The 25,239-nt window shown below is 46.2% G+C and carries 16 protein-coding genes, 16 tRNA genes and 2 rRNA genes; 4 read left to right on the forward strand and 30 right to left on the reverse strand.

The annotated features are described in order from the left end of the window. Nucleotides 1-71: 71 nt before the first annotated feature. Both MHB56_RS10300 and MHB56_RS10305 read left to right on the forward strand, forming a co-directional pair. Complete coding sequence (locus tag MHB56_RS10300) at nucleotides 72-770, forward strand: ABC transporter ATP-binding protein (RefSeq protein WP_248549724.1); 699 nt, start codon at nucleotides 72-74, stop codon at nucleotides 768-770. Beyond that, a complete protein-coding gene (locus tag MHB56_RS10305) occupies nucleotides 767-3,301 on the forward strand; it encodes an ABC transporter permease (protein ID WP_248549725.1) in 2,535 nt (844 codons plus the stop codon). The genes MHB56_RS10300 and MHB56_RS10305 overlap by 4 nt, the downstream gene beginning before the upstream one ends. A gap of 88 nt (nucleotides 3,302-3,389) precedes the next feature. On the opposite strand, the gene MHB56_RS10310 is transcribed toward MHB56_RS10305, so the two are convergent. From MHB56_RS10310 to MHB56_RS10350, 9 genes are all read right to left on the reverse strand, one after another. Beyond that, nucleotides 3,390-4,220 carry a MetQ/NlpA family ABC transporter substrate-binding protein gene (locus MHB56_RS10310; RefSeq protein WP_036685556.1) on the reverse strand — a complete coding sequence of 277 codons (831 nt, stop codon included), beginning with the start codon at nucleotides 4,218-4,220 and terminating at the stop codon, nucleotides 3,390-3,392. 42 nt (nucleotides 4,221-4,262) lie between these two features. Further along, nucleotides 4,263-4,925: a methionine ABC transporter permease gene (locus tag MHB56_RS10315; RefSeq protein WP_036685560.1), complete on the reverse strand. Its 663-nt coding sequence runs from the start codon at nucleotides 4,923-4,925 to the stop codon at nucleotides 4,263-4,265. Then, complete coding sequence (locus MHB56_RS10320) at nucleotides 4,918-5,679, reverse strand: methionine ABC transporter ATP-binding protein (RefSeq protein ID WP_081387310.1); 762 nt, start codon at nucleotides 5,677-5,679, stop codon at nucleotides 4,918-4,920. The genes MHB56_RS10315 and MHB56_RS10320 overlap by 8 nt, the downstream gene beginning before the upstream one ends. 485 nt (nucleotides 5,680-6,164) lie before the next feature. Beyond that, on the reverse strand, nucleotides 6,165-7,562 hold the full coding sequence (locus MHB56_RS10325; protein WP_312148399.1) for an ADP-ribosylglycohydrolase family protein: 1,398 nt from the start codon (nucleotides 7,560-7,562) through the stop codon (nucleotides 6,165-6,167). Between the two features lie 3 nt (nucleotides 7,563-7,565). Further along, a complete protein-coding gene (locus MHB56_RS10330; RefSeq protein WP_076184827.1) occupies nucleotides 7,566-8,522 on the reverse strand; it encodes a nucleoside hydrolase in 957 nt (318 codons plus the stop codon). A gap of 40 nt (nucleotides 8,523-8,562) precedes the next feature. After that, nucleotides 8,563-9,501 carry an ABC transporter permease gene (locus MHB56_RS10335; RefSeq protein ID WP_036685567.1) on the reverse strand — a complete coding sequence of 313 codons (939 nt, stop codon included), beginning with the start codon at nucleotides 9,499-9,501 and terminating at the stop codon, nucleotides 8,563-8,565. Further along, on the reverse strand, nucleotides 9,498-10,544 hold the full coding sequence (locus tag MHB56_RS10340; RefSeq protein ID WP_036685569.1) for an ABC transporter permease: 1,047 nt from the start codon (nucleotides 10,542-10,544) through the stop codon (nucleotides 9,498-9,500). The genes MHB56_RS10335 and MHB56_RS10340 overlap by 4 nt, the downstream gene beginning before the upstream one ends. Further along, on the reverse strand, nucleotides 10,537-12,099 hold the full coding sequence (locus MHB56_RS10345) for an ABC transporter ATP-binding protein (RefSeq protein ID WP_341143553.1): 1,563 nt from the start codon (nucleotides 12,097-12,099) through the stop codon (nucleotides 10,537-10,539). The genes MHB56_RS10340 and MHB56_RS10345 overlap by 8 nt, the downstream gene beginning before the upstream one ends. 117 nt (nucleotides 12,100-12,216) lie before the next feature. Next, nucleotides 12,217-13,356, reverse strand: coding sequence for a BMP family ABC transporter substrate-binding protein (locus MHB56_RS10350; RefSeq protein ID WP_076302372.1), 1,140 nt, complete (start codon nucleotides 13,354-13,356; stop codon nucleotides 12,217-12,219). Between the two features lie 327 nt (nucleotides 13,357-13,683). Between MHB56_RS10350 and MHB56_RS10355 the strand changes: the two genes are divergently transcribed. After that, on the forward strand, nucleotides 13,684-14,439 hold the full coding sequence (locus MHB56_RS10355; protein WP_076130295.1) for an AraC family transcriptional regulator: 756 nt from the start codon (nucleotides 13,684-13,686) through the stop codon (nucleotides 14,437-14,439). A gap of 135 nt (nucleotides 14,440-14,574) precedes the next feature. Here the strand turns inward: MHB56_RS10355 and MHB56_RS10360 are convergent. The 19 genes from MHB56_RS10360 to MHB56_RS10450 form a co-directional block, all read right to left on the reverse strand. Beyond that, nucleotides 14,575-14,653, reverse strand: a tRNA-Leu gene (locus MHB56_RS10360). A 14-nt stretch (nucleotides 14,654-14,667) separates the two neighbouring features. Continuing rightward, nucleotides 14,668-14,741 (reverse strand) — tRNA-Cys (locus tag MHB56_RS10365). Nucleotides 14,742-14,751: 10 nt separating this feature from the next. Further along, nucleotides 14,752-14,826, reverse strand: a tRNA-Gly gene (locus MHB56_RS10370). Between the two features lie 6 nt (nucleotides 14,827-14,832). Further along, nucleotides 14,833-14,907, reverse strand: a tRNA-Gln gene (locus MHB56_RS10375). A gap of 19 nt (nucleotides 14,908-14,926) precedes the next feature. Further along, nucleotides 14,927-15,002, reverse strand: a tRNA-His gene (locus tag MHB56_RS10380). A 43-nt stretch (nucleotides 15,003-15,045) separates the two neighbouring features. Then, nucleotides 15,046-15,121, reverse strand: a tRNA-His gene (locus MHB56_RS10385). A 23-nt stretch (nucleotides 15,122-15,144) separates the two neighbouring features. Further along, nucleotides 15,145-15,218: transfer RNA gene (locus MHB56_RS10390), tRNA-Trp, on the reverse strand. Between the two features lie 6 nt (nucleotides 15,219-15,224). Continuing rightward, nucleotides 15,225-15,310: transfer RNA gene (locus MHB56_RS10395), tRNA-Tyr, on the reverse strand. Between the two features lie 5 nt (nucleotides 15,311-15,315). Continuing rightward, nucleotides 15,316-15,391 (reverse strand) — tRNA-Thr (locus MHB56_RS10400). A gap of 28 nt (nucleotides 15,392-15,419) precedes the next feature. Further along, nucleotides 15,420-15,495, reverse strand: a tRNA-Phe gene (locus tag MHB56_RS10405). A gap of 10 nt (nucleotides 15,496-15,505) precedes the next feature. Then, nucleotides 15,506-15,583: transfer RNA gene (locus MHB56_RS10410), tRNA-Asp, on the reverse strand. A gap of 25 nt (nucleotides 15,584-15,608) precedes the next feature. Then, nucleotides 15,609-15,685: transfer RNA gene (locus tag MHB56_RS10415), tRNA-Met, on the reverse strand. Nucleotides 15,686-15,702: 17 nt separating this feature from the next. Continuing rightward, nucleotides 15,703-15,778, reverse strand: a tRNA-Val gene (locus tag MHB56_RS10420). A 55-nt stretch (nucleotides 15,779-15,833) separates the two neighbouring features. Further along, nucleotides 15,834-15,908, reverse strand: a tRNA-Glu gene (locus MHB56_RS10425). 18 nt (nucleotides 15,909-15,926) lie between these two features. Continuing rightward, a tRNA-Ser gene (locus tag MHB56_RS10430) sits at nucleotides 15,927-16,019 on the reverse strand. A gap of 3 nt (nucleotides 16,020-16,022) precedes the next feature. Continuing rightward, nucleotides 16,023-16,098, reverse strand: a tRNA-Asn gene (locus MHB56_RS10435). Between the two features lie 60 nt (nucleotides 16,099-16,158). Further along, nucleotides 16,159-19,085: ribosomal RNA gene (locus MHB56_RS10440) — 23S ribosomal RNA — on the reverse strand. Nucleotides 19,086-19,347: 262 nt separating this feature from the next. Next, a 16S ribosomal RNA gene (locus MHB56_RS10445) occupies nucleotides 19,348-20,905 on the reverse strand. Together the 16S and 23S rRNA genes with 16 tRNA genes alongside form the textbook arrangement of a ribosomal RNA operon. Before the next feature lie 425 nt (nucleotides 20,906-21,330). Beyond that, on the reverse strand, nucleotides 21,331-22,209 hold the full coding sequence (locus tag MHB56_RS10450; protein WP_280753539.1) for a nucleotidyltransferase-like protein: 879 nt from the start codon (nucleotides 22,207-22,209) through the stop codon (nucleotides 21,331-21,333). Nucleotides 22,210-22,336: 127 nt separating this feature from the next. On the opposite strand from MHB56_RS10450, the gene MHB56_RS10455 reads away from it, so the two are divergent. Then, nucleotides 22,337-22,702: a DUF2614 family zinc ribbon-containing protein gene (locus MHB56_RS10455; RefSeq protein ID WP_036680151.1), complete on the forward strand. Its 366-nt coding sequence runs from the start codon at nucleotides 22,337-22,339 to the stop codon at nucleotides 22,700-22,702. A 117-nt stretch (nucleotides 22,703-22,819) separates the two neighbouring features. Here the strand turns inward: MHB56_RS10455 and MHB56_RS10460 are convergent, their stop codons facing one another. Together MHB56_RS10460 and perR are read right to left on the reverse strand one after the other, a co-directional pair. After that, nucleotides 22,820-24,541 (reverse strand): glycosyl hydrolase family 18 protein, encoded by a 1,722-nt coding sequence (locus MHB56_RS10460; protein ID WP_340394618.1) that lies wholly within the window; start codon nucleotides 24,539-24,541, stop codon nucleotides 22,820-22,822. A 210-nt stretch (nucleotides 24,542-24,751) separates the two neighbouring features. Then, nucleotides 24,752-25,183, reverse strand: coding sequence for a peroxide-responsive transcriptional repressor PerR (perR, locus tag MHB56_RS10465; protein ID WP_036680160.1), 432 nt, complete (start codon nucleotides 25,181-25,183; stop codon nucleotides 24,752-24,754). Between the last annotated feature and the right edge of the window lie 56 nt (nucleotides 25,184-25,239).

The following is a 25,239-nucleotide window of genomic DNA, read 5'->3' on the forward strand; positions in this document are numbered from 1 at the left end:
ACACTCTCCTGTCAGATTGATTTGCTACCCTTAAATCATGGACAAACAGATCTCATTGGAGGGGAAGAGTTATGCCGATTCTACAGACTGAAAATTTAAAAAAACACTATGGAAAGGTTGGCGCAAGCGTTAAGGCTTTGGACGGTATATCACTGTCAGTGGATAAAGGGGAGTTTGTCGCCATTGTCGGCACTAGCGGCAGCGGCAAAAGCACTCTTCTTCATATGCTTGGCGGATTAGATCGGGCAACAGAGGGCAAGGTTTACGTGGACGGGAACGATATTTTTGCGATGAGTGATGAGAAGCTGACCATTTTTCGGCGCAGATCGGTGGGGTTTGTTTTTCAGAATTACAATTTGGTACCCATACTAAATGTGCGGGAGAATATTGTGCTGCCCATTGAACTGGACGGTGGCAAAATTGACGAAACTTATCTTGATCTAATCATCCGCACTTTAGGCTTGCAGGAAAAGATGAATACTCTACCTTCTAATCTGTCTGGCGGACAGCAGCAACGGGTGGCAATAGCCAGAGCATTGGCGACCAAACCTTCAATCATCTTAGCAGATGAACCTACAGGTAATCTGGACAGCAAAACAAGCCAAGAAGTGCTGATTTTACTTAAACAGATGAGTGAAAAATTCAACCAAACCATTGTGATGATCACACACAATGAACAAATTGCTCAAACTGCTGACCGTATTATCCGTATTGAAGATGGCGTCATTTTCACTGGCTCACTCCGTAGCTCCGGAGTGAGCCAGCCATGATCAGCACGAATAACCATAAGACCATTGCTACTTTAGCCAAAAAAAGCCTCAAAGCCAACCGTGCTCGCAATTTCACTATCATCTGTGCCATCGTACTGACTACGCTTTTGATCACCAGCGTGTTTACCTTGGCGCTCAGTATTAACAAATCGATGCAACGCGCACAAATGCAGACTACCGGCAGCGATTATCATGGAAGCTTCAAATATCTGAATCCTGCCGAGTTGGAGAAGCTGAAGAATCAACCATCCATCAAAGAGTATGGCGTCTTCCTTAAGGTTGGCGATATAAGCACCAGTCTGTTCAAGAATCACCGGGTAGAGGTCCTTCGAATTGACGAGAATTATGCCAAACACGGTTTTATCAACTTTATAGCCGGCGGACTGCCCTCCCAAGAGAATGAAATCGTCCTAAATACTTGGGCGCTTGACTTGCTAGGAGCAAAACATGAGTTAGGCCAGACTGTGAAGCTGGATATAGACATTGGTGAAAAAGTCATAAGCCAAGACTTTAAGCTCTCCGGATATTACGAAACCGATCAAAATTTGGCGATGTCAGGATTGGCTTTTGTATCCGAAGCATTTACACAGAAGAACATTTCCCATATTGACCCGGACATCTCTGAGGCAACGGGTTCTTATGTGAACACCGCAGGTCTAGGGGTGATGTTTAATAATTCTTATAATATTGAACAGAAGGTACAAAAGATTTTGACGGACACCGGCCTGGATGTACCTTATGGTGTCAATCCGGCTTATACAAGTGTTTCTCTCTCCGATAATCTACTGAATATCATTCCTTATGCAGTTGTCATTCTTATCACCATGCTGAGCGGCTATTTACTAATCTACAATATCTTTTTTATTTCCGTCGTGCGGGATGTCAAATTTTACGGGCTGCTAAAGACCATCGGTACCACACCCCGACAACTGAAAAAGATCATCTCCATTCAGGCCCGGTCACTTTATCTCGTCGCATTGCCTTTTGGATTGGGGTTCGGGTATCTGCTAGGTCTGCTGATTCTCCCTATGGCCTCCTCATTTTTAAACGGTTCTACTGATAATGTCTATTCTGCTAGCCCGTGGATATTTATTGGTGCAGCAGCATTCTCGTTTATGACAGTATGGATCGCCGCAAGCAAACCGGGCCGAATGGCTTCGCGAACCTCGCCGGTAGAGGCTGTAAAATTTGCCGGAGTCAGCAGCGGTGGAAAACGGAATGCCAAAAAATCAAAACATGGCGCAAAACTTCACAACATGGCGTTCTCCAACCTGTTCAGAAGCAAAAAGAAGCTGATCCTGATGCTCTCTTCACTCTCCTTGAGTATCATCTTGTTCAGTACCATTTTTACAGTAATTTCCTCACTGGATGTGAATAAATATCTGCGTGCCTTTATCTCCGGTGATTTTGTGGTTCAGAATGAAGTGCTAGTCAGTATTACAGGACCTCGAGACGGTGATCCATATAAGCTTTCAGAGGAATTCGCCAACAATCTAAGTAAAATTGACGGTGTAGAAACTGTTGATAAGGTTTACCACAGATATGTTCCATCTCCTGTCGATGATGCTGTCCGGGCTATTTTGGAGCCAATGGCAGCTGCTGACCCACATCCTTATCTTCTCTCCACTTTAGATAAGGGGGGGATGGTCTACAATCATTTATATGGATTAGATCCGGGCTGGTATGATCTTGTGGACAAGGATATTATTGAAGGGGAGTTTAACAGGCAGAAGTTTGCTTCAGGAAAATATGCGGTCATATCTGAGGCCATGTTTATAGAAGAAGATAGCTACCGCACCTATTATCATCCTGGAGATACAGTCACTTTCGAGAAGTCGGATAAATCTTATGAAGTGATGGCAGTAGTAAAACATGATGCAGTATATGCTGCCACAACAAAATCTTACTCTATGTTAGGTTACAACATCTTCCTCCCTGCTTCGGAGCTGCAGAAGGAAATGCCGAAGGGTACAGATCCAGCCAATATCGTTTCAGCCACACTACATGTCGATCCGACTAAGCTGGACCAGGTAGAACAAGTGGTCAAAGCTTTAACAGATTCAACTGATGAATTAACTTTAAAATCAAGGGAGGATTACAAGGATGAGCTCGGTGGATTCATTCGCATTTTTCAAACCGTCGGGTATGGGCTTAGCCTGGTCATTGCTCTAATCGGGGTGCTGAATTATATCAACACTGTACTCACCGGGGTAGTCTCCCGCCGGAATGAACTTGCCATGCTGGAGAGTATTGGCATGACCAAAAAGCAGCTAAAACGTATGCTGATCCTTGAAGGATTCTACACCGTTTTGCTAACCGTCCTCATAACCTCAACATTAGGTGTATTGCTGACCTATAACCTTTCCAAAAACATCACGGATAATATGGCCTTTATGGTATTTCAGATGAGTTGGCTGCCGTTTATCCTCACCGTTCCTATTTTGTTAATTCTCGCTTACACAGTGACACTGAGAGCCTATAAAACGTTATCCCAAGCATCCATTGTGGAACGGCTGAGAGAAGCCGAGTAATGTAAGACACACCTAAATACTCCTATTACAAAAAGGGCAGCCCGGTAAATATCGCCGGGCTGCCCTTTTTTATAGATCCATATTCAGCTTATTTAAACGCAGGCAACGCAATATCCGCGTAATTATCCTCAAGGAACTTTTTCACTTCAGGACCGCTGATCCGTTTAGCCAGCTTTTGAATGGCGTCAGAGTCCTTGTTATCTTCACGTGCCACCAAAGTAATTGTGAATTCGGAATCTTCGCCTTCCGTAATCAGTGCATCTTTCTTCGGTGTCAATCCTAGTGGGCTCGCATAAGCCGGAGTCATGGCTACCAGATCGCCATCATCAAGCATACGGGCCAGCATTAAGAGATCGACTTCTTCAAACTTGAATTTTTTTGGATTTTCAGTAATGTCTGCTTGTGTGGCTTGAATGCCTACGCCTTCTTTTAGCTTAATAAGATCAGCTGCAGCGAACATTTGCAATGAACGGCCGATGTTAGATGGATCATTAGCCATTACAAGCGTAGCCCCTTCAGGAAGATCAGCTATAGTCTTATAACGTTTGGAGTATCCGCCATAAATAGCGTCATAAACAGGCTGTACCTCTACCAGATTAGAGCCTTTGCTTTCATTATATTGCTTCATATAAGGAACGTGTTGGAAAAAGTTAGCGTCTACTTCTTTATTAGCCAACGCCTCATTAGGCTGCACATTATCAGAGAGAACAACGATCTCCAGATCAATGCCATCTTCCTTCAGGAGCGGCTTCACAATATCCAGAATTTCTGTCATAGGTGGGATCAGTGTAGCGATCTTTAATTTGGTTAACTCATCATTACTACCTTTTGCAGCATTGTTCTCGGCTGCTTTATTAGAGCCACAACCCGCTACGACCAATACCATTAATGTAAGCACAAGTATCATTGATTTTTTCATTAGTACTACTAACCCCCAGTTTATATATTGAACTATTTTGTATTACCGCTTATCCAACAGCCTTGCGATAGTCCCCCCGGTGAACTGAACCAATTGGACTAATACAATCATCACTAAAATGGCATAGATCATCACTTCCGTCTCAAAACGCTGATAACCATAACGGATAGCGAAATCACCAACCCCTCCCCCACCAACAACTCCCATCACGGTCGAGAAGGAGATAAAGCTAATTGTAGAAGTAGTAAGTCCAAGGACTAGACCCGAACGAGCTTCCACATACAGAAATTTAAAGATCAAGCCCAGCTTCGAGGCTCCCATCGATAATGCTGCTTCAATGACCCCTTTAGGAACCTCCAGCAACGACTGCTCCACTAACCGAGCATAATAGGCAATAGCGATTATAGATAATGGAACCGCTGCTGCAATCGTACCAATGGCGGTCCCGACCAGGAAACGAGTGACTGGAATTAGCGCAACGACCAGCAGCAGGAACGGAAAAGAGCGGATAATATTAACGATACTGTTGAGCACCAGAGACAACGTTGTATTCTCATAAAGCTGCCCTTTTCGGAAAAAAAACAACAAGGTACCCAGTGGAAGCCCCAGCAGCACGGCCGCTCCAACAGAAATACCAACCATCACAAAGGTTTCACCAATCGAATCCCACATCTGTGCCTGATATTGAAGTACACTATCAAACATGATCTTCCCCCGCTTTACCAAGAATCTGATCGCGGTATGTCCCGGTACTGGCTGCCGCTGGACGGAATTCACCGTCTTCACGAGAGAACGAATCTACAATGCGCCCTTTTTCCATCACCGATACATGAGTACATATGCTTTTAACAACATCCATCTCATGCGTAACAATGACAACCGTTACTCCAAGACTTGAATTCACATGCTTCAGCACGTTCAAGATATCTGTAGTGGTTCCAGGGTCCAGGGAGGACGTTGGCTCGTCACACAGTAATATTCCCGGACTGTTCGCTAGCGCGCGGGCAATCGCAACACGCTGACGTTGTCCTCCGCTGAGCTGTGCCGGATATTGTTTTGCCTTATCTGCCAGTCCAACAAAATCCAGACACTCCTTCACACGCTTCATTCGTTCATGCTTTGGGACATCTGCCAGCTCCAGCGGGATCGAAACATTCCGCTCTACAGTGACGTTATAAACAAGATTAAATTGTTGAAAGATCATTCCAATCTTTTGCCTTGCTTTACGCAGTGCTTTACTAGGCATTTCGGTCAGGTTGTGGCCATCTACGGTAACCGTTCCCTCATCCGGCTGTTCCAGAAGATTCATCAGTCGCAGCAGCGTAGATTTCCCCGCACCACTCTCACCAATGATCCCATGAATGGATCCCTGCTTTACCTCCAGCGATACCTCATCTACAGCCTGATAGATGCCTTCCTTCAGCTTGAACCCTTTACTTACCCGACTCAGCGACAGTATTAGAAGCTCCCCCTTCCTTTCCCTTATATAATGAACCTCCATCAAGTGAGACATTGTATTACAATTTTCTAAAATCTGTTTTATTAAAAATCTCCTTAAATAATAAGACATTTCTTCTGCTGTGTCATCATTTTTCTTTAAATGATATACCAGGAAGGTTGATGAAAACCTAAAACCCCTTTATACCGGGCTCTTTTTACACATTTATTAATAAAATAAAAAGGGTTAGCAAAGATAATCCTTCCCTCTTGAAATCATGATTCTCCTATTGCCCCACCACTAAACGCTCCACTGTTAATATAGCCATATTTGGTTTTTTTAAGTGTATGAAATGCAGTTAAAGCTACATTTGGTTCGTTGGAGTGTGATTAAAGACCTGCTGTTACACAAAAAAAGATGTCTAAGCCAATAGCTTAAGACATCCCATAATTCATATAGTAATCCCTGAATCCCTGATCTATCGAGTCCCATACTCGCTAAATCTTTTATGCCTTTTCGCCAAGCTCTCTGCGAATCTTCAAGAACACTTGGTAGCTGCGTTCCGCACATTCCGAAATCGCTATCGGATGAAATCCGGGCAGATCGGCATATAACGTATCGTGAAGCGGTTCGATCCATGAAGCCGGCAACTTACTTGCTCCAAGCTTCGCTCCCATAATTGAGCCCACAGTAGCCCCGTTACAGTCTGTATCCATTCCACCATATACGGAAGTGACAACTGTTTTTTCAAAGTCATTCCCGCCATAAACAAGCGACGCAGCTACAAGAGCAGCATTATTATTTGTATGGACTGCATCATAGTGGCTAAAAGTATCCCAAATGTTACGAACCAACTCCCGCTCACTTTTGGCCTTCTGCGCAATATCTATCCCCCGCAAAACATCACTGGCCAAACGACTGGTACGCGGAATCTCACTAAGGCCTATCTCTAGGATCCGTTCATTATCCTTCTCTGCAAAAGCTGCCGATATCATCGCCGCATTCAACATCTCACCGTAGATACCATTTTTCACATGTGAAAATGAAGCGTCGCGCCAGCCTAGTTCTGCCGCAAGCTCAGGATAACCTGCTGCGCCATAAGCCAGTCCATCTGCGCGTATAGCGGCACCAATCCACTCGCGGTAAGGGTTTAAGTGCATCCGCACTCTTTCCTGCCGCACCAGCCAATCCGCAGGTTTCTCGCCATGCAGATGAGAGGTCTCTTGCGCAAAATTCATATATGACTGTGTCTCCGCCGTGCACACCTGACTATATGTTAAATGTGTATGCCACAGCTTTCCGATATCCCAAGAATCCCAGTTCAGACCCTTCTGCTCCAGCAGCATAAGACCCAGGACAGTGTAGCGAATATCGTCATCGCTTTCCATATACTTGATCGTCTCACGGGTACTCGCATGTGTCCATTCACTTAAGCCAAGACCATATTCAGCCTCTGCCCGTGAATGCCCAGGCGTATAGCCAGTAATTGGCCAGGCGTCCGCACCCTGAAACCATAGCTCAATATTCTCCCAGCCCGGACGGCCATCTTTCCCATAGAGATAGTCCCAATACTCCAGCGGTTTCCCGAGTGCGCAGCCGACACTTCTACCGAGCCAGGCTCCATAGAACTTATCTCTCCATTCCGCTTCGCTCCAGTCCGCCTCAAGCTTACGTGGGCCTTCTGGACGTAGATGACGAATCTCCTCCAGAGAGGATGGCTCTTGATACGGAAAATCCTCACTGATCGTAAGCTCCATTAGCTCATTGTATACCTGCATCAGCTTGAGCTCATCGGCACCAGCAGCCGCTAGCTTATCCGCGAACCCATCAATCTCGCAACCTTCTTCTCCACGCTGAGCAATTTCAAACTGCACGGTCTCTTGAAGTCTCTCCCATCCTGCCATAGGCTACTTCCCTTCAGCCGCTAGCAGCAGCTCTTGATCAAGCTTTTCCAGTGAATCAAAGATCAGCTTCATAAATGCTTCCCGGTCAACGCCCACCAATACTTGCACATTCGCTGGACGATCCGTCTTCTTCCGTCTGTCTGCAACTGTCATTCCCCGCGTCAGCTTGCCTTCTGTCTCCACCGTTACATATAGATGCTCAGATTCAAATAGTTCCGGATGCAGCAGCCAGGCAACAGCACATGGATCATGCAGCGCACTGCCGACATAGCCCATTTTTTTGCCGTAAATCGAATAGAAATCCAGCAATTCTCCGACCATTGTAGACACTGGTCCCCGCTCTTTCAATGCTAGGATCTCATCTTCAAAAATAGCAGCCTTATCGGTCACATCCAGACCACTCATTGTGATCGGAATCCCCGACTCAAACACAATACGGGCTGCTTCAGGATCTACATAGATATTAAACTCCGCAGTAGAGGTGACATTCCCATAAGAGATACCTCCCCCCATCAGTGAGATTTTTTCAATTCTGTCTTTAATCTCTGGATAAGCCGTGATTAGCAGTGCGATATTTGTTAAAGGAGCCATCGGCACGAGCGTAATCTTCTCCTCTGAAGAACGGATGATATTCAGCATAAACTCCACAGCACCCTGCTCTACAGGGCGGAATTTACTTGGAGGCAAAAGCGGCCCATCCATGCCCGATTCACCATGCGCTTCCTCACCTGTAACAAGCTTGCCGAACAGTGGGCCAGCAGCCCCTTTAGCTACAGGAATGTCAGCATTCACGAAGCTGATCACCTTCAGGGCGTTTTCCGTGATTTTATCTAAAATTTGGTTTCCACCAACCGTTGTAATCCCGCGCAGATCTAACTTCTCCGAATTTGCTATGGCAAGCAGTATCGCTATTGCGTCATCATGCCCTGGATCGCAGTCAATAATAATAGGTGTTGGCATAGGTACTCACTCCTTGTCTGTGTATCAATCATTTCAATCGCTATTTAACTAGCGGGCTTTTAAGTTTTTTATTCTTTTTTCGTGTCTCAGATACTGCGTAGATCACAAGTCCAATTACTGTGGCTACATAAGGAAGAGTGGCGATTAGCTCCGCAGGAATCTTTAACACCTGTAGCGCATTCGACAATGCATCTGCAGTACCAAATAATAAAGAGGTCAGCGCCGTGCCTACGGTCGTACTTCTTCCCATCGACTCAGCGGCAATGGCAATCCAGCCCCGGCCAGCGATCATATCGCGGGTAAACAGTGACAAATACCCCATCGACATATAAGCACCGCCTAAACCGGCAAAAAATCCGCTAAGCAGCAAAGCCATATACTGTATTTTCACAACACTTACACCCACGGATTGAGCCGCATGTGGATTTTCACCCACTGAACGAATGCGCAGTCCAAGCGGTGTACGGTTTAATAGATAGTAGACAACAAACACAGCCAATATAGAAACATACGTCAGAATGTGATGCCCCGATAAAATAGGTCCAAGCACCGGGATATCCTTCAACAAAGGAATCTGGACACTAGGTAGAACTTTACTCGCCAGCGAAGTGGAAGAACCCTTGTCGCCACTAAGCAGATAGAGGATAAACACAGTGCCTCCCGAAGCGAACATATTAATGGCCACACCCCCGAGAATGATATGTGTTTTGAATTTCAGGGTGAAAAAAGCTAATATTCCAGCGATCAATGTTCCAGACAGCACCGCCCCAAGCAGACCTACCCATGCGCTATGTGTATAGCTGCTTATGATGACACCCGCTAAAGCGGCAACAAGCATGATGCCCTCCATCCCAATGTTAATGATCCCTGCACGGTTGGAGATGAGTGCGCCGAGCGCGGCGAACAGAATCGGAGTCGTCACGCGAAGGACAGAGAACGCAAAGTCAGTTGTAAAAATCACATCAAACAAACTATTCACGCTTCCTTCGCCTCCTTCAAGAGCATCCGATTTTTCCAGAACTTCAGAAATTGCTCAGCCGAAATCAGAAGAATGATAATTGCCTGTATGATTGAGATCATCTCTGAAGGTACATCAGACAGACGCGCCATCATGTCAGCCCCAATTCGAATGTACGCTAGGAATAATGCAGAGCCGATTACGGACAGCGGATTATTTTTGGCTAACATCGCTACAAGGGCACCATCCAAACCATAACCAGGCAGTGACGTCCATTGGAAACGGTTATACATCCCCAGCACTTCTACGGAGCCCCCCATACCTGCGATAAAACCTGCAATCAAGTGAACGAGAATAATAACCTTGGCTGTCTTCATACCGGAATAACGGGCAAAGTCCCGGTTGATGCCTGTCATGCGCAGCTCATATCCCCATTTCGTTTTGTATAGGAATAGATGAGCTGCAATAATAAGCACGATAACGATAATAAGACCGGTATGAATACGGGTGCCCGAGACCATTTTACTCAGCAGTGCCGTTTTCTCGAATTTGTAGGATACATTGGCAAAAGCTTTAGCATCACGCAGATGATAGTTCAGTAGGTATAGCCCTACTCCGAACAAAATATTATTGAACATTAAGGATGTAACCAACTCATTAGCATTCCATTTTGCCTTCAGAATACCAGGTATTGCCGAGAGCAATGCTCCTACAATTGAACCTGCAGCAATAGCTACCATCGGATGCAGCCAGCCGTCCAGCGTTAAATGAATAGCCAATACGGAAGTTACAACACCGGAGAAATAGAAAATCCCTTCAGCTCCCAGGTTAAACATATTGGCTCGAAACAACAAGGATACTGCCAACCCAGTGAACATGAGCGGAATCGCCATCTCAATCACATTACCAATATGACCTTTACTGGATAACGGCTCTAATAGGAATATACCAATCGTCTTCACAGGCTGATTACTGACCAAAGAGATGATCAGAAAGGCAATAGCGAGTGCAATAACGATTACCGCCGATGTCCGAATGTACTCAAAATATTTAACTTTAAACATGATTTACGGCCCTCCCGATGTGCTCCTCGTCCTGTCGATGAATCCCCAGCATATAAAGACCTAATTCTTCCTCACTAACCTTAGATGGCTCCTCGAAAAAGGCAACAATCTTACCCTCGTACATTACTAACAGACTATCGCTGATCTCCAAGATCTCATTCAAATCTGCCGACACTAGCAAAATCGCGCAATCGTCTGAACGTAATTCCAACAACTTTTGATGTATGAACTGGGCTGCGCCTATATCCACACCCCGTGTCGGCTGTTCTGCAATAAGCAGCTGCGGTTCAGTCGAACACTCTCTAGCTACGACCACCTTCTGCATATTACCGCCTGACAACATTCCTATGGGCTGAGAAGGTCCTGAACAGCGGACTTTAAATTCCTCTACAAGGGATACTGCTAGCTTGGCAATTCGTGAGCCATTCAAAAAAAGACCTTTATTCATTGCTTTTGTACGATACTGAGTAGATAGCAGATTATCAGCTATGCTTGCTTCACTAGCGATCCCTTGCCGCATCCGATCCTCCGGTATATAGGAAACGCCTAGCTTACGAATATCCAAAATATCCGATTCACGGATATCCTTTCCCTTCACTAGTACAGAACCCTGACTTGAGACACCTCTCAAGCTACCTGTAAGAGCTTCAATAAGCTGTGTCTGCCCGTTGCCTTCTACACCAGCAATCCCAACGATCTGCCCACCACGTACCGCAAAATTGATATCCGACAATAATGCTTTGCCATCTGCATCATTCACACCGAGTCCCTGCACCGTTAGTACTGGCTCACTAACAGCCAGAATCTCTTTGTCATATTTCAGCACGACATCTCTGCCGACCATTAACCGCGAGATTTCCTGTTCTGTCACATCCTGTGTTTGAAAAACACCTCCACTACGGCCGCTGCGCATAATCGTAATTCTGTCGCAAATCGCTTTGACTTCCTTTAATTTGTGCGAAATAAAAACTATCGTATGGCCCTGTTCCCTTAATTGCTTAAGCTCGCGGAACAATTCCTCTGTTTCCTGTGGAGTCAACACCGCAGTTGGCTCATCAAGCACCAGAATCTTCGCACCACGCAGCAGCGCCTTAAGAATCTCAACCTTTTGTTTCATCCCAACTGTAAGATCCTCTACTTTTGCCTTTGGATCCACGGCCAGATTGTATTTCCTTGCGGTCTCTTCCGTCATGCGCACAGCCTCGGCATAATTAATGCCAACTCCTCTGCGCGGCTCCATACCCAGCACCATATTCTCTGCCACCGTAAAAGAAGGTACCAACATGAAATGCTGGTGGACCATGCCGATGCCTCTATCAATGGCGTCCTGAGCGGATTGCAGCTTTACTTTTTCACCCTTGATATAGATCTCGCCTTCACTTGGCTCTTCCATGCCGAACATAATCTTCATTAAAGTCGATTTACCTGCACCGTTCTCACCTGCAATCGCATGTATTTCTCCCTCACGTAAAGAAAAATGCACGTCTTTATTTGCAACGACGCCATTGGGATATACCTTGGTAATTCCCCGCATTTCCAGCAGAGCTGTGTACATAGGTCTCAACGCCTTTCAACTTGGAGGTCTGCAAAAATATACAGCTGGAATTCCCCTGACTAGAAGAATCTCCAACTGTAGGTTTATCTCTATAGAGCTGATCTTAAGATTTAAAGCTTAAGGCTTAACTGCGTTACGAATAGCTTCTACCTCTGCGGTTTCCATCCCCATCGCATTATCCACTTTAACTTCTTTATTGATCAGCTTTTGCTTCACTTCTTCAACCTTGGCCTGAAGATCAGCCGGGAATACATTTTTATAAATATCATTCTCAGCAATACCTACACCATCATCTACAAAGCTCAATACATCACGTTTGCCCATTTCTAGCGTACCCTCTTGCAATCTCTTCACTGCACCTAGAATAGCCGTATCAATCTTTTTAATCGATGAAGTAACGATTAGATTTGCTTTTTCACTATCCGTATCGTTAATCAACATTGCCTGATCGGAGTCTACACCGATTGCATATTTTTTCTTCTCTTTAGCTGCGTCAAAGATCCCAAGACCTGTACCCCCAGCCACGTTAAAAATAACATCCACACCGGAGTTATATTGAATTAGAGACAGCTCCTTACCTTTTGCAGGGTTAACAAAATCACCAGCGTACGACACAGCCACTTTTACATCAGGATCAACGTACTGAGCGCCTTGAATGTAACCGACCAAGAAAGCATTAATCCCCGGAATATCCATACCGCCCACAAACCCAATCACATTCTCAGGGGTAGCATTCGGCATATCCGATTGTGTAGCTAATGCTGCTACGGCACCTGCCAAGAAAGATACTTCATTTGTCGCATAAGACATGTTGTACATGTTATCTGGTGCTTCATCGATGTCGGTATCATAATTAATGAATTTTTTGTCTGGATACAATTCTGCCGTTGCATTAAACATCTCTGTAATTTCAGAACCGCCAGAAATAATTACATCCCAATCCTCGGAAGCGATATCGTTAAATGTAGGCTCCCATTTCGTTTTATCAACGCCCATTTCAACAACCTTTGTTTCTGCACCAAGTTCATCCTTAACCTTTTGCAAGCCGTTATTAGCGGAATCAAAAAATGATTTATCCCCAAGTGTCCCCGGAATCAGCAATACAACCTTGAGTTTATCCCCTGCACCTGTTTCTCCACCCTCAGCAGCGTTTGATCCAGTATTCGCAGAAGAACCGTTATTGGACGTGTTATTTCCACATGCTGTGACCAGAACCATCACCATTAATAACAACAAAGAAAGAACTTTTTTATTCATTACTCTATTCCACCCCTAATTTTAGTTGGTTAGTAATCCGCAGAATCCCATCTTCACCCATTGTGTAATTCACGGTTCAAATGGAAATTCTCTTTTTTCCAAATAAAGTATCATTGAAAGTAATAAATTTAACGTTTAGGCTCAAAAATAGCAATAAAAATACCATTATTATTAATAATCCGCTTTATTTCCGAACGAGATGGCCAGTCAGGTTGCGAACTTTCGGATTTATTGATACGATCATAACAAATATTATTAAAAATAATTATATGATTTCGGTCATAGTTTTGTACGATTCGGCTAAAACATAAGTATTGGAGGATCATCATGGATCGTGTTCTATATATTGTAAGTGCCACACATGAGCTAAATACTTATATCCCTCCACACCAGCATGAATGCTACGAACTAGTCTATTATTTACAGGGGGTAGGGACAACCAATGTTGGCCCACGAAGTTACCATTTTCGCTCCTCTTCTTTCGCGCTTGTGCCACCCAATCATAAACATGACGAGCACCACCGTGAGGATGCAAATGTATTATTTGTAGGCTTCCACTCAGAACACCCTAATATGAGTAATCTGCTCGGCGTATATGAAGATGATAAAGATCAGACCGTTCTTCAAATCCTGCTGCGAATGAAAGCAGAGTTTACACGCAAGCAAGACGGATTCTCTGAGCTTCTAAACCTACAAATGAGCGAGATTACCGTCCATCTTATGAGGCTTCTTAGTGCCTCTGGATATCAATCCCCAACAGAAGATCGAGTACAATATGTCCTTAATTATATGAATGAGCATTATCGCCATAAATTGTCCGTCGAAACACTATCAGAAATGTCCGGATATAGTTACGATCGTTTTCGCCATCTATTTAAAGAACGTTTCGGGTCTTCACCCCTGCGGTATTTGCTGTTAAAACGCCTGGATTATGCAAAATCTCTATTACGTCATACTCAGATGCAAATCTCTGAAGTATCCGCTGCTGCAGGTTTTGTGAACGATGCCCAATTCTGCAATATGTTTAAACGAGAAATAGGTCTTACTCCGCGAGCATTCCGCATTAATAATCAATCAGGTTAATCACTAATCAGATTAAAAAAGCCGTTGAATAGAGAGTTTCTCTATTTCAACGGCTTAATGCTGTAAACCCAAGAACATAAAGAAAAAAGGTTTGTAAGAATGCTTATAAAAGCAATCTTACAAACCTTTTTAAGATACCGGCGAGAGGACTCGAACCTCCACGGTTTCCCACTCGATTTTGAGTCGAGCGCGTCTGCCATTCCGCCACGCCGGCACATATGAACTAAATGGAGGCGCCACCCAGATTTGAACTGGGGATAAAGCTTTTGCAGAGCTTTGCCTTACCACTTGGCTATGGCGCCATGTAAATTTTGGAGCGGACGACGGGAATCGAACCCGCGACCCTCGCCTTGGCAAGGCGATGCTCTACCGCTGAGCCACGTCCGCATAAAATGGCTGGGGATATAGGATTCGAACCTATGAGTGACGGAGTCAAAGTCCGTTGCCTTACCGCTTGGCTAATCCCCAATAACATTTTAAAGTAAAATGGGGCGACTGATGGGTCTCGAACCCACGAATGCCGGAACCACAATCCGGTGCGTTAACCCCTTCGCCACAGTCGCCATATTAAGTTGATATTGTTGCCATTATTCATTTTAAAGTAAATGGGGCGGCCGATGGGTCTCGAACCCACGAATGCCGGAACCACAATCCGGTGCGTTAACCCCTTCGCCACGGCCGCCATATTAAACTTTAGAAAGAACTTGGCAGGGGCAGCAGGAATTGAACCCACACCAACGGTTTTGGAGACCGTTGTTCTACCTTTAAACTATGCCCCTAAAAACTGGTGGAGGATGATGGATTCGAACCACCGAACACTCACGTGAGCAGATTTACAGTCTGATGCGTTTGGCCACTTCGCTAATCCTCCAAGGATGGTGCCGGCGAGAGGACTTGAACCCCCAACCTACTGATTACAAGTCAGTTGCTCTACCAATTGAGCTACACCGGCATGGCACTCATTCTTTTGTGATGATAAATGGTGGCTCGGGACGGAATCGAACCGCCGACACGAGGATTTTCAGTCCTCTGCTCTACCGACTGAGCTACCGAGCCATGATGAAAATGGCGGAACCGACGGGATTCGAACCCGCGATCTCCTGCGTGACAGGCAGGCATGTTAGGCCAACTACACCACGGTTCCAAAAGATATAATTGCTTAAGTTAATTGGTTGCGGGGGCAGGATTTGAACCTGCGGCCTTCGGGTTATGAGCCCGACGAGCTACCGGGCTGCTCCACCCCGCGTCAGTAAGAAAGTGTTATGGTGGAGGCTGAGGGGATCGAACCCCCGACCCTCTGCTTGTAAGGCAGATGCTCTCCCAGCTGAGCTAAGCCTCCATAAACAACAATTGTTATTGTACCAAAGTCCACTAGGATAAATCAAGTGAAAATTTGGTGACCCGTATGGGATTCGAACCCATGTTACCTCCGTGAAAGGGAGGTGTCTTAACCCCTTGACCAACGGGCCATACTAATTAAAAATTTGTGGCGGAGAGAGAGGGATTCGAACCCTCGAGACGCTTGTGGCGCCTACACGATTTCCAATCGTGCTCCTTCGGCCAAACTCGGACACCTCTCCATATGGCTCCCCGAACAGGACTCGAACCTGTGACAACTCGATTAACAGTCGAGTGCTCTACCAACTGAGCTATCAGGGAATATTCATACCAGGCTTGATGCCTGAAAACTGAATCCGAAACGAATCTGCATTCTAACTATAGGATAAGCCCTCGACCGATTAGTATTGGTCAGCTCCATGCATTGCTGCACTTCCACCTCCAACCTATCTACCTCGTCGTCTTCAAGGGGTCTTACTAATTGGGAAATCTCATCTTGAGGGGGGCTTCACGCTTAGATGCTTTCAGCGCTTATCCCGTCCGTACGTAGCTACCCAGCCATGCTCCTGGCGGAACAACTGGTGCACCAGCGGTACGTCCATCCCGGTCCTCTCGTACTAAGGACAGCTCCTCTCAAATTTCCTGCGCCCACGACAGATAGGGACCGAACTGTCTCACGACGTTCTGAACCCAGCTCGCGTACCGCTTTAATGGGCGAACAGCCCAACCCTTGGGACCTACTTCAGCCCCAGGATGCGATGAGCCGACATCGAGGTGCCAAACCTCCCCGTCGATGTGGACTCTTGGGGGAGATAAGCCTGTTATCCCCAGGGTAGCTTTTATCCGTTGAGCGATGGCCCTTCCATGCGGTACCACCGGATCACTAAGTCCGACTTTCGTCCCTGCTCGACTTGTAGGTCTCGCAGTCAAGCTCCCTTATGCCTTTGCACTCTGCGAATGATTTCCAACCATTCTGAGGGAACCTTGGAACGCCTCCGTTACTCTTTAGGAGGCGACCGCCCCAGTCAAACTGCCCGCCTGACACGGTCCCCGTACCCGGTAAGGGCACTAGGTTAGAACCTAGATACGATCAGGGTGGTATCCCAACGGCGCCTCCACCGAAGCTTGCGCTCCGATTTCTACGGCTCCCACCTATCCTGTACAGATCGTACCCAAATTCAATATCAAGCTGCAGTAAAGCTCCATGGGGTCTTTCCGTCTTGTCGCGGGTAACCTGCATCTTCACAGGTATTAAAATTTCACCGGATCTCTCGTTGAGACAGCGCCCAAGTCGTTACGCCATTCGTGCGGGTCAGAATTTACCTGACAAGGAATTTCGCTACCTTAGGACCGTTATAGTTACGGCCGCCGTTTACTGGGGCTTCGGTTCATAGCTTCGGGTTACCCCTAACCACTCCCCTTAACCTTCCAGCACCGGGCAGGCGTCAGCCCGTATACTTCGCCTTGCGGCTTCGCACAGACCTGTGTTTTTGCTAAACAGTCGCTTGGGCCTTTTCACTGCGGCCCCCTCGTGCTATTCACACTACCGGGGCACCCCTTCTCCCGAAGTTACGGGGTCATTTTGCCGAGTTCCTTAACGAGAGTTCTTCCGCGCGCCTTAGAATTCTCTTCTCGCCTACCTGTGTCGGTTTGCGGTACGGGCACCTTCTCCTGGCTAGAGGCTTTTCTTGGCAGTGTGAGATCATGACCTTCGCTACTATAATTTTCGCTCCCCATCACAGCCCAGCCTTAATGATGTGCGGATTTGCCTACACATCAGCCTCACTGCTTAGACGGACATCCATCAGTCCGCGTCACTACCCTCCTGCGTCACCCCATCGCTCATAGCGGATTACGGTGGTACAGTAATTTCAAACTGTTGTCCTTCGACTACGCCTTTCGGCCTCGCCTTAGGTCCCGACTTACCCTGAGCGGACGAGCCTTCCTCAGGAAACCTTGGGCTTTCGGCGGATCAGATTCTCACTGATCTTTTCGTTACTCATACCGGCATTCTCACTTGTGTAGTGTCCAGCGCTCTTTTCAGTACACCTTCAACCCCTACACAACGCTCCCCTACCCCAGATACATACGTATCTAGCCATAGCTTCGGTGGTGTGTTTAGCCCCGTTACATTTTCGGCGCAGAGTCACTCGACCAGTGAGCTATTACGCACTCTTTCAATGGTGGCTGCTTCTAAGCCAACATCCTGGTTGTCTGTGCAACTCCACATCCTTTCCCACTTAACACACACTTGGGGACCTTAGCTGATGGTCTGGGCTGTTTCCCTTTTGACAATGGATCTTAGCACTCACTGTCTGACTCCCGGCAATAAGTATATGGCATTCGGAGTTTGACTGAGCTTGGTAATCCTTGCGGACCCCGCACCCAATCAGTGCTCTACCTCCACTACTCTTATACCGAGGCTAGCCCTAAAGCTATTTCGGGGAGAACCAGCTATCTCCGAGTTCGATTGGAATTTCTCCGCTACCCCCACCTCATCCCCGCACTTTTCAACGTACGTGGGTTCGGGCCTCCAGTGCGTGTTACCGCACCTTCACCCTGGACAGGGGTAGATCACACGGTTTCGGGTCTACGTCCACATACTAATTCGCCCTATTCAGACTCGCTTTCGCTGCGGCTCCACCTTCTCGGCTTAACCTTGCATGTTAAACGTAACTCGCCGGTTCATTCTACAAAAGGCACGCCATCACCCATTAATAGGGCTCTGACTTTTTGTAAGCACACGGTTTCAGGTTCTATTTCACTCCCCTTCCGGGGTGCTTTTCACCTTTCCCTCACGGTACTGTTTCACTATCGGTCGCCAGGTAGTATTTAGCCTTAGCAGATGGTCCTGCTGGATTCATACGGGGTTTCACGTGCCCCGCACTACTCGGGATCCGTCTCGGAGAGAACACAGTTTAGGTTACAGGGCTTTTACCTCTATCGCGGGCCTTTCCAGACCTCTTCACCTACCATATTCCTTTGTAACTCCATGTGAGACGTCCCACAACCCCTAAGAGCAAGCTCTTAGGTTTAGGCTGTTCCGCGTTCGCTCGCCGCTACTGACGGAATCACTATTGTTTTCTCTTCCTCAGGGTACTTAGATGTTTCAGTTCCCCTGGTCTGCCTCTACATTTCCTATGTATTCAGAAATGAGTAACTGCGAATTACCACAGCTGGGTTTCCCCATTCGGACACCCCCGGATCAAAGCTTGCTTACAGCTCCCCGAGGCAGTTTCGTTGTTCGCCACGTCCTTCGTCGGCTCCTGGCGCCTAGGCATCCTCCGTGTGCTCTTATTAGCTTAACCTTGATTTTTCCGCAGGAAAATATCATACGATGACATTCTCTTTGGAATCATCTCACTAATAACATTTACTTGTTTACACAAGTTGCTAAAAGATGTTCTAAAACGCAAATTCGTTTCGGTATCCAGTTTTCAAGGATCAAGTCTTACTTGAGAGCTTAAACTCTCAAAACTGAGCAACGAGTGAGTAACAGGCCTAAACCTGAGTTTTGGAAGCTTAGCTTCCGATTTGAATGTTCTCATTGCAGAGAACGATTCTCCATAGAAAGGAGGTGATCCAGCCGCACCTTCCGATACGGCTACCTTGTTACGACTTCACCCCAATCATCTACCCCACCTTCGGCGGCTGGCTCCCTTGCGGGTTACCCCACCGACTTCGGGTGTTGTAAACTCTCGTGGTGTGACGGGCGGTGTGTACAAGACCCGGGAACGTATTCACCGCGGCATGCTGATCCGCGATTACTAGCAATTCCGACTTCATGCAGGCGAGTTGCAGCCTGCAATCCGAACTGAGACCGGCTTTGATGGGATTGGCTCCACCTCGCGGCTTCGCTTCCCGTTGTACCGGCCATTGTAGTACGTGTGTAGCCCAGGTCATAAGGGGCATGATGATTTGACGTCATCCCCACCTTCCTCCGGTTTGTCACCGGCAGTCACTCTAGAGTGCCCAGCCTTACCTGCTGGCAACTAAAGTTAAGGGTTGCGCTCGTTGCGGGACTTAACCCAACATCTCACGACACGAGCTGACGACAACCATGCACCACCTGTCTCCTCTGTCCCGAAGGCCGCTGCTATCTCTAGCAGATTCAGAGGGATGTCAAGACCTGGTAAGGTTCTTCGCGTTGCTTCGAATTAAACCACATACTCCACTGCTTGTGCGGGTCCCCGTCAATTCCTTTGAGTTTCAGTCTTGCGACCGTACTCCCCAGGCGGAGTGCTTACTGTGTTAACTTCGGCACCAAGGGTATCGAAACCCCTAACACCTAGCACTCATCGTTTACGGCGTGGACTACCAGGGTATCTAATCCTGTTTGCTCCCCACGCTTTCGCGCCTCAGCGTCAGTTACAGCCCAGAAAGTCGCCTTCGCCACTGGTGTTCCTCCACATATCTACGCATTTCACCGCTACACGTGGAATTCCACTTTCCTCTTCTGTACTCAAGCCACCCAGTTTCCAGTGCGACCTCAGGTTGAGCCCAAGGTTTAAACACCAGACTTAAATAGCCGCCTGCGCGCGCTTTACGCCCAATAATTCCGGACAACGCTTGCCCCCTACGTATTACCGCGGCTGCTGGCACGTAGTTAGCCGGGGCTTTCTTCTCAGGTACCGTCACTCCGGTAGCAGTTACTCTACCGGACGTTCTTCCCTGGCAACAGAGCTTTACGATCCGAAAACCTTCATCACTCACGCGGCGTTGCTCCGTCAGGCTTTCGCCCATTGCGGAAGATTCCCTACTGCTGCCTCCCGTAGGAGTCTGGGCCGTGTCTCAGTCCCAGTGTGGCCGTTCACCCTCTCAGGTCGGCTACGCATCGTCGCCTTGGTGGGCCGTTACCCCACCAACTAGCTAATGCGCCGCAGGCCCATCCCTCAGTGACAGATTGCTCCGTCTTTCATTCTTCTCTCAGGAGAAAAAAGAAATTATCCGGTATTAGCTACCGTTTCCGGTAGTTATCCCAGTCTGAAGGGCAGGTTGCCTACGTGTTACTCACCCGTCCGCCGCTAAGTTATTTTGAAAGCAAGCTTTCAAAATAACTCCGCTCGACTTGCATGTATTAGGCACGCCGCCAGCGTTCGTCCTGAGCCAGGATCAAACTCTCCAATTAGTATTGAAAAGAGCGATATGCTCATTTTGAAACATCTGACGAGAAAATTAATTCTCTAATTTTGGATTTCACTTGCGTGATTTCCTACTCACTCGTTGTTCAGTTTTCAAAGATCAAGCTGTTTATTTCGTCGATGTGTTGTTCAGCAGCGACCTTTATAATATATCACAGCGTCCTCGTTTTAGTCAACCTTTTTTTTAATTTCTTTTTTTGGTTGTCTTTCGAATGTTTTCGAAAGCACATCTCTGTGTCAGAGGGACGAGTTATAATTTAACACATGAACAAGGAAAGAGTCAACCATTAATTTTTCTGAATAAATATGAGCGTTTCATATTAGTAAACAAACAAAAAGAGAGTGCTCAGCCTCTCCCTATCCTTGCTCATCTCTCTATAATTAAACATCTTCTGCTGTATCTAATTCATCTCTATAATGTATAGCGGATCGCATGCCCTTCTCCCTCGTGAACATCAGCCCAAGATGTAATCTCTCGGATTAGCGAACGAGAAACCAGCTTTCGTAAAACAAGGGGTAGTTCAGACTCTAATTGACTCAGACCTGAATGCTGCAGTAATTCTTTAATGCTCCATGCTTCCTTACGGCTATTCAAAATATTAAAGAGCAATAGACAACAGTCCGTCATTTTGGACATAATCCCAAATTCACATGCAAGAAGCACAAGCTCCACACGTTGCTCTAAGGTCTCAGTACTGATCGTTAACTCCTCATAAAGTTTATGAACAGAGGTATTCATGCTTTTAACCTGCTCCCAAATAGCTGGCTCGGGGAAAGCACCCACTTCACTCACTTCTATTCTTGCCCAATGGTATAAGGCTATCAATACACAGTTGTAAGCATCCATAATAAAGCCAGCCTCTATATAGCGCTTGGATTTCACATACATATGCAAAAAGCGAGCAAACTCCATAAATGCGACCCGTTCCTTGATCGGTCCTTCAAATTGCAGTATCTCACGTCGCATTTCCTCTAGTATTCCCTTGGGGTCCCAGATCACTTCCCCCCTCATCAAACTGATAAGAAGTTCGTTATTATCCCCTGCCATAACAGCCTGCTCCAAAGCAAAAAGGCCAATATGGACTGACTGGGTCCGTTGGTCACCGGCAATGGTATGGCGAACAATATGCTCTCTATCCTGTTCTTCATGCAAAACTAACACTACCATATCAAAATCTTGAAGAAGTGCGCTTTGAAACGGAATATCCCCATTCTGCCGCAATACGACCGCTCCTAAAACATTCTCATCAAACGTTTCTCCACTCAACAAAGTTACATTGGACAGTTCCATGCTTCCCTCCATTAAATTTGGCGATTTTGCGTCCAGTCAGTTATAATTCAGTTATAATTATTATTCTACATATGAAAGACAGTTCCTTCTGGACAACCCAACTATATTTAGTTAGGAGCAAACACTCATGAAGTTTAAAACGGCTAAGATCAACGCTTTTCGCACATGGGGATTACTGCTCACAATGCTCGGAATGGGACTTATGGTTTTGGGTACAGCGGGCATCGTGTTTTGGGGCTCAACTGGAAAAGTATTCGCTGGAATCGGTCTTGTAATCGGTTTAATCTCAATGATGGCAAGTCTTGCAATCTATTTCTGGGCTGGGATGCTGTCAACTAGCGCAGTCCAACTGGAATGCCCTGAATGTCACAAGCTGACCAAAATGCTGGGCAAAACAGACCGCTGTATGTTCTGCCATACCATCCTTACTATGGATCCAGCTGAGGCCAATATTACTGCGGAACAACTTAAGAGTCAGCAGCTTAATCAATAAAACACATCTTACAGAAGCTTATTACTAGCGATTTATAATGCGATCAAACATTTGCTTAATACAACAAAGGGGCCCCCGTATTGGGAGCCCCTTTGTTCATTATAAATGAAATAATAATTACTTATGAATCCCTTGTAATGCCTCCCACGCAGACGGATTACTAAAGCTGCGATTCCATGAACCAATGCCACCAAGCCCTAAAGACTTAGCAAGCTCAACTCTAGCTTCTAAAGAAACTTTGTCTTCGATCCATATTTTTTTAAGAGCGCCATCCTCCTTATACTCAACGTAATTCTGCCCTGCTGCCTTATCAAAGGTTGGGGTCAGCTTCTTCTCTTTAATAATTTTTTCAACGGCATTCATACTAACCGATTTAGAGCTTACTTTGGTCTTGCCATCCACCTGGGCCTCAGTCCAGATTCTAGTGTACAGTGGAATCCCTAGAATCAGCTTCTCAGGCGGCACATCGTCTTCCTCTATGATCCGGCTTAACGAGCTTTCTACCCACGGCAGAGACGCAACAGAGCCTGCTACAGGACTAGCAGCCCAATGCTCGTCATAAGCCATAACAATAAGATAATCAACTACTGAATTAAGAGCTCTACGATCAAGGAATGCTGACCACATCTCACTGTTAGATTTAGGGGTTACGTCTATGGAGACGATTAAGTTTTTGGCTTGAGCCATAGGTTTTAGCTCTCGCATAAATTGTGTAACATTCTCCCCGTCTTTCGTATATACATTCTCAAAGTCAATATTAATTCCATCCAGCTTGTATAAATCTGAATACTCGAGGATCTGTACGATCGCGTTCATCCGCTTCTCATAGCTCGACAATGCCTCAGTGGTTATGTCTGGTTCAAAGCTATTGCTGAGCAGCCCCCATACTTCCAAACCGCGCTCATGGGCCCACTGCACATACGCACTATCAGCCTGACTGCGCACATTCCCATCACCATCTATGATACTGAACCAAGTCGGGCTAGCCACGTTAACGCCCGGAAGCTCACCGAATGTACTTGGGTCAGGTTTGCGTTGATAAACAGCTTCCCAATACAAATTCACTGACTTCCCTTTCCAGCTTCGTTCTGCCCGTGAGGGAGTGGTGCTTTTGGGTTCCACTGTCTTTTGACCGTCTGAGATAATATCACTGACCTTGGCATAACCCGCATAACCGCTGCTTAACTGCACATACAGCCAGTCCTCATTTTCCTTATTCCAAATACTCACGATGGCACCTGGGGACATATCGGCCACGATGGGTGCGTGAATCGACGCTTCGCTGCGAAGAGCGACTGTCTTATCACCTGCTTCACCTTTCACTTTCCCCAGCGGTACACTCTCCCCTGCTGTCATTAACAGCACAGCCCCGGTAGTCGTATCCTCTTGAATCTCAAACCCATACAGGTCTTCTAAAACATCCGCAGGAAGATAAGTTATCTTTTCCTTAACTTCAGGTGCCAGCCGTAGCTGCAGCGGACGATTGTTCAGACTAGCATTGGTTTTATCCTCTTGCATATATAGAAGTTCACTTTCCGTTGATAAGATGACCGATTTAGTCTTTTCTTCATAACGAATAGATGAGTCCACATGTTCCTGCAGTAATGGTAGAGGTAAAAGCATGCTATCACCGGTCCCTGAGGCGGAATATCCTGTTAGCTCTCCTTTTACGAAGATAGGATGTTCTAGGCCTTTCCAGTCTGGATCGATGTGCTGGCGATTTGGCAATACAAAAAACACAACCCAATAAGCTGCTGCCGCAATGAGCAAAAGTCCAAAAAAGCGTCGGAAAAGACCTCCGCGCTTTTTGACGCGTTTCTGTCTATATCTTCTGTCCAAAATATATCCTCCAAATATTAGATGATTTTAAGTTAAGTCTAACAATACGATTATAACATCCACTTGGTTCCGGATAACCAGTATAAGTTAGTCATTTTCACTATATTTTGTTATTTTGAAAAAAATAAAAACGTGAGTCCTCCGCTTTCGGATTTCACACGTTTATTGTGTAGCTTGGCTATACGCCCTTAAGTACAGTAGTATTCTGTCTTATTGTTGCTTCTCTCTGCAACATTTGCAAACTCCATGCAATTCCATACGCAAACCCGTAATTTTGAAGCCCGTTTCCTGCTCTGCATGTATCTCTACATCATGAAGCGAAGGATAACTAAAATCTTCAATCTTACCGCATAGCTGACAGATGACATGATAATGATCAGATACATTGGCATCAAAACGACTGGAACTATCCCCGTAGGTCAACTCGCGAACCATGCCGGCTTCCATAAACATCTTGAGATTATTATATACAGTTGCTACGCTCATGCTCGGAAATTTCGGCTCTAGCGCCCGGTATATATCGTCAGCTGTAGGATGATTCATTGCTTCCATCAAATACGTAAGAATCGCATGACGCTGGGGCGTTATACGGACACCTGTTGTCTTTAATTGTTCCAGTGCATGTTGTACTCCACTCCCCATTACTGTCACCGCCTTTTGAATTTAAAAATAAAAGAAATACTTTTTAAGATTGTAAG

The sequence above is a fragment of the Paenibacillus sp. FSL H8-0315 genome, from assembly GCF_038005365.1.
Lineage (GTDB): Bacteria > Bacillota > Bacilli > Paenibacillales > Paenibacillaceae > Paenibacillus_AQ > Paenibacillus_AQ odorifer.

Bases quoted from the DNA above. Each gene is read 5' to 3' on its own strand.
- MHB56_RS10345 (WP_341143553.1), bottom strand. From the start codon at position 12,099: ATGTACACAGCTCTGCTGGAAATGCGGGGAATTACCAAGGTATATCCC.
- MHB56_RS10330 (WP_076184827.1), bottom strand. From the start codon at position 8,522: ATGCCAACACCTATTATTATTGACTGCGATCCAGGGCATGATGACGCA.
- MHB56_RS10450 (WP_280753539.1), bottom strand. From the start codon at position 22,209: ATGGAACTGTCCAATGTAACTTTGTTGAGTGGAGAAACGTTTGATGAG.
- MHB56_RS10315 (WP_036685560.1), bottom strand. From the start codon at position 4,925: ATGTTTGATAGTGTACTTCAATATCAGGCACAGATGTGGGATTCGATT.
- MHB56_RS10310 (WP_036685556.1), bottom strand. From the start codon at position 4,220: ATGAAAAAATCAATGATACTTGTGCTTACATTAATGGTATTGGTCGTA.
- MHB56_RS10350 (WP_076302372.1), bottom strand. From the start codon at position 13,356: ATGAATAAAAAAGTTCTTTCTTTGTTGTTATTAATGGTGATGGTTCTG.
- MHB56_RS10340 (WP_036685569.1), bottom strand. From the start codon at position 10,544: ATGTTTAAAGTTAAATATTTTGAGTACATTCGGACATCGGCGGTAATC.
- MHB56_RS10305 (WP_248549725.1), top strand. From the start codon at position 767: ATGATCAGCACGAATAACCATAAGACCATTGCTACTTTAGCCAAAAAA.
- perR (WP_036680160.1), bottom strand. From the start codon at position 25,183: ATGGGGAGTGGAGTACAACATGCACTGGAACAATTAAAGACAACAGGT.
- MHB56_RS10325 (WP_312148399.1), bottom strand. From the start codon at position 7,562: ATGGCAGGATGGGAGAGACTTCAAGAGACCGTGCAGTTTGAAATTGCT.
- MHB56_RS10300 (WP_248549724.1), top strand. From the start codon at position 72: ATGCCGATTCTACAGACTGAAAATTTAAAAAAACACTATGGAAAGGTT.
- MHB56_RS10355 (WP_076130295.1), top strand. From the start codon at position 13,684: ATGGATCGTGTTCTATATATTGTAAGTGCCACACATGAGCTAAATACT.
- MHB56_RS10455 (WP_036680151.1), top strand. From the start codon at position 22,337: ATGAAGTTTAAAACGGCTAAGATCAACGCTTTTCGCACATGGGGATTA.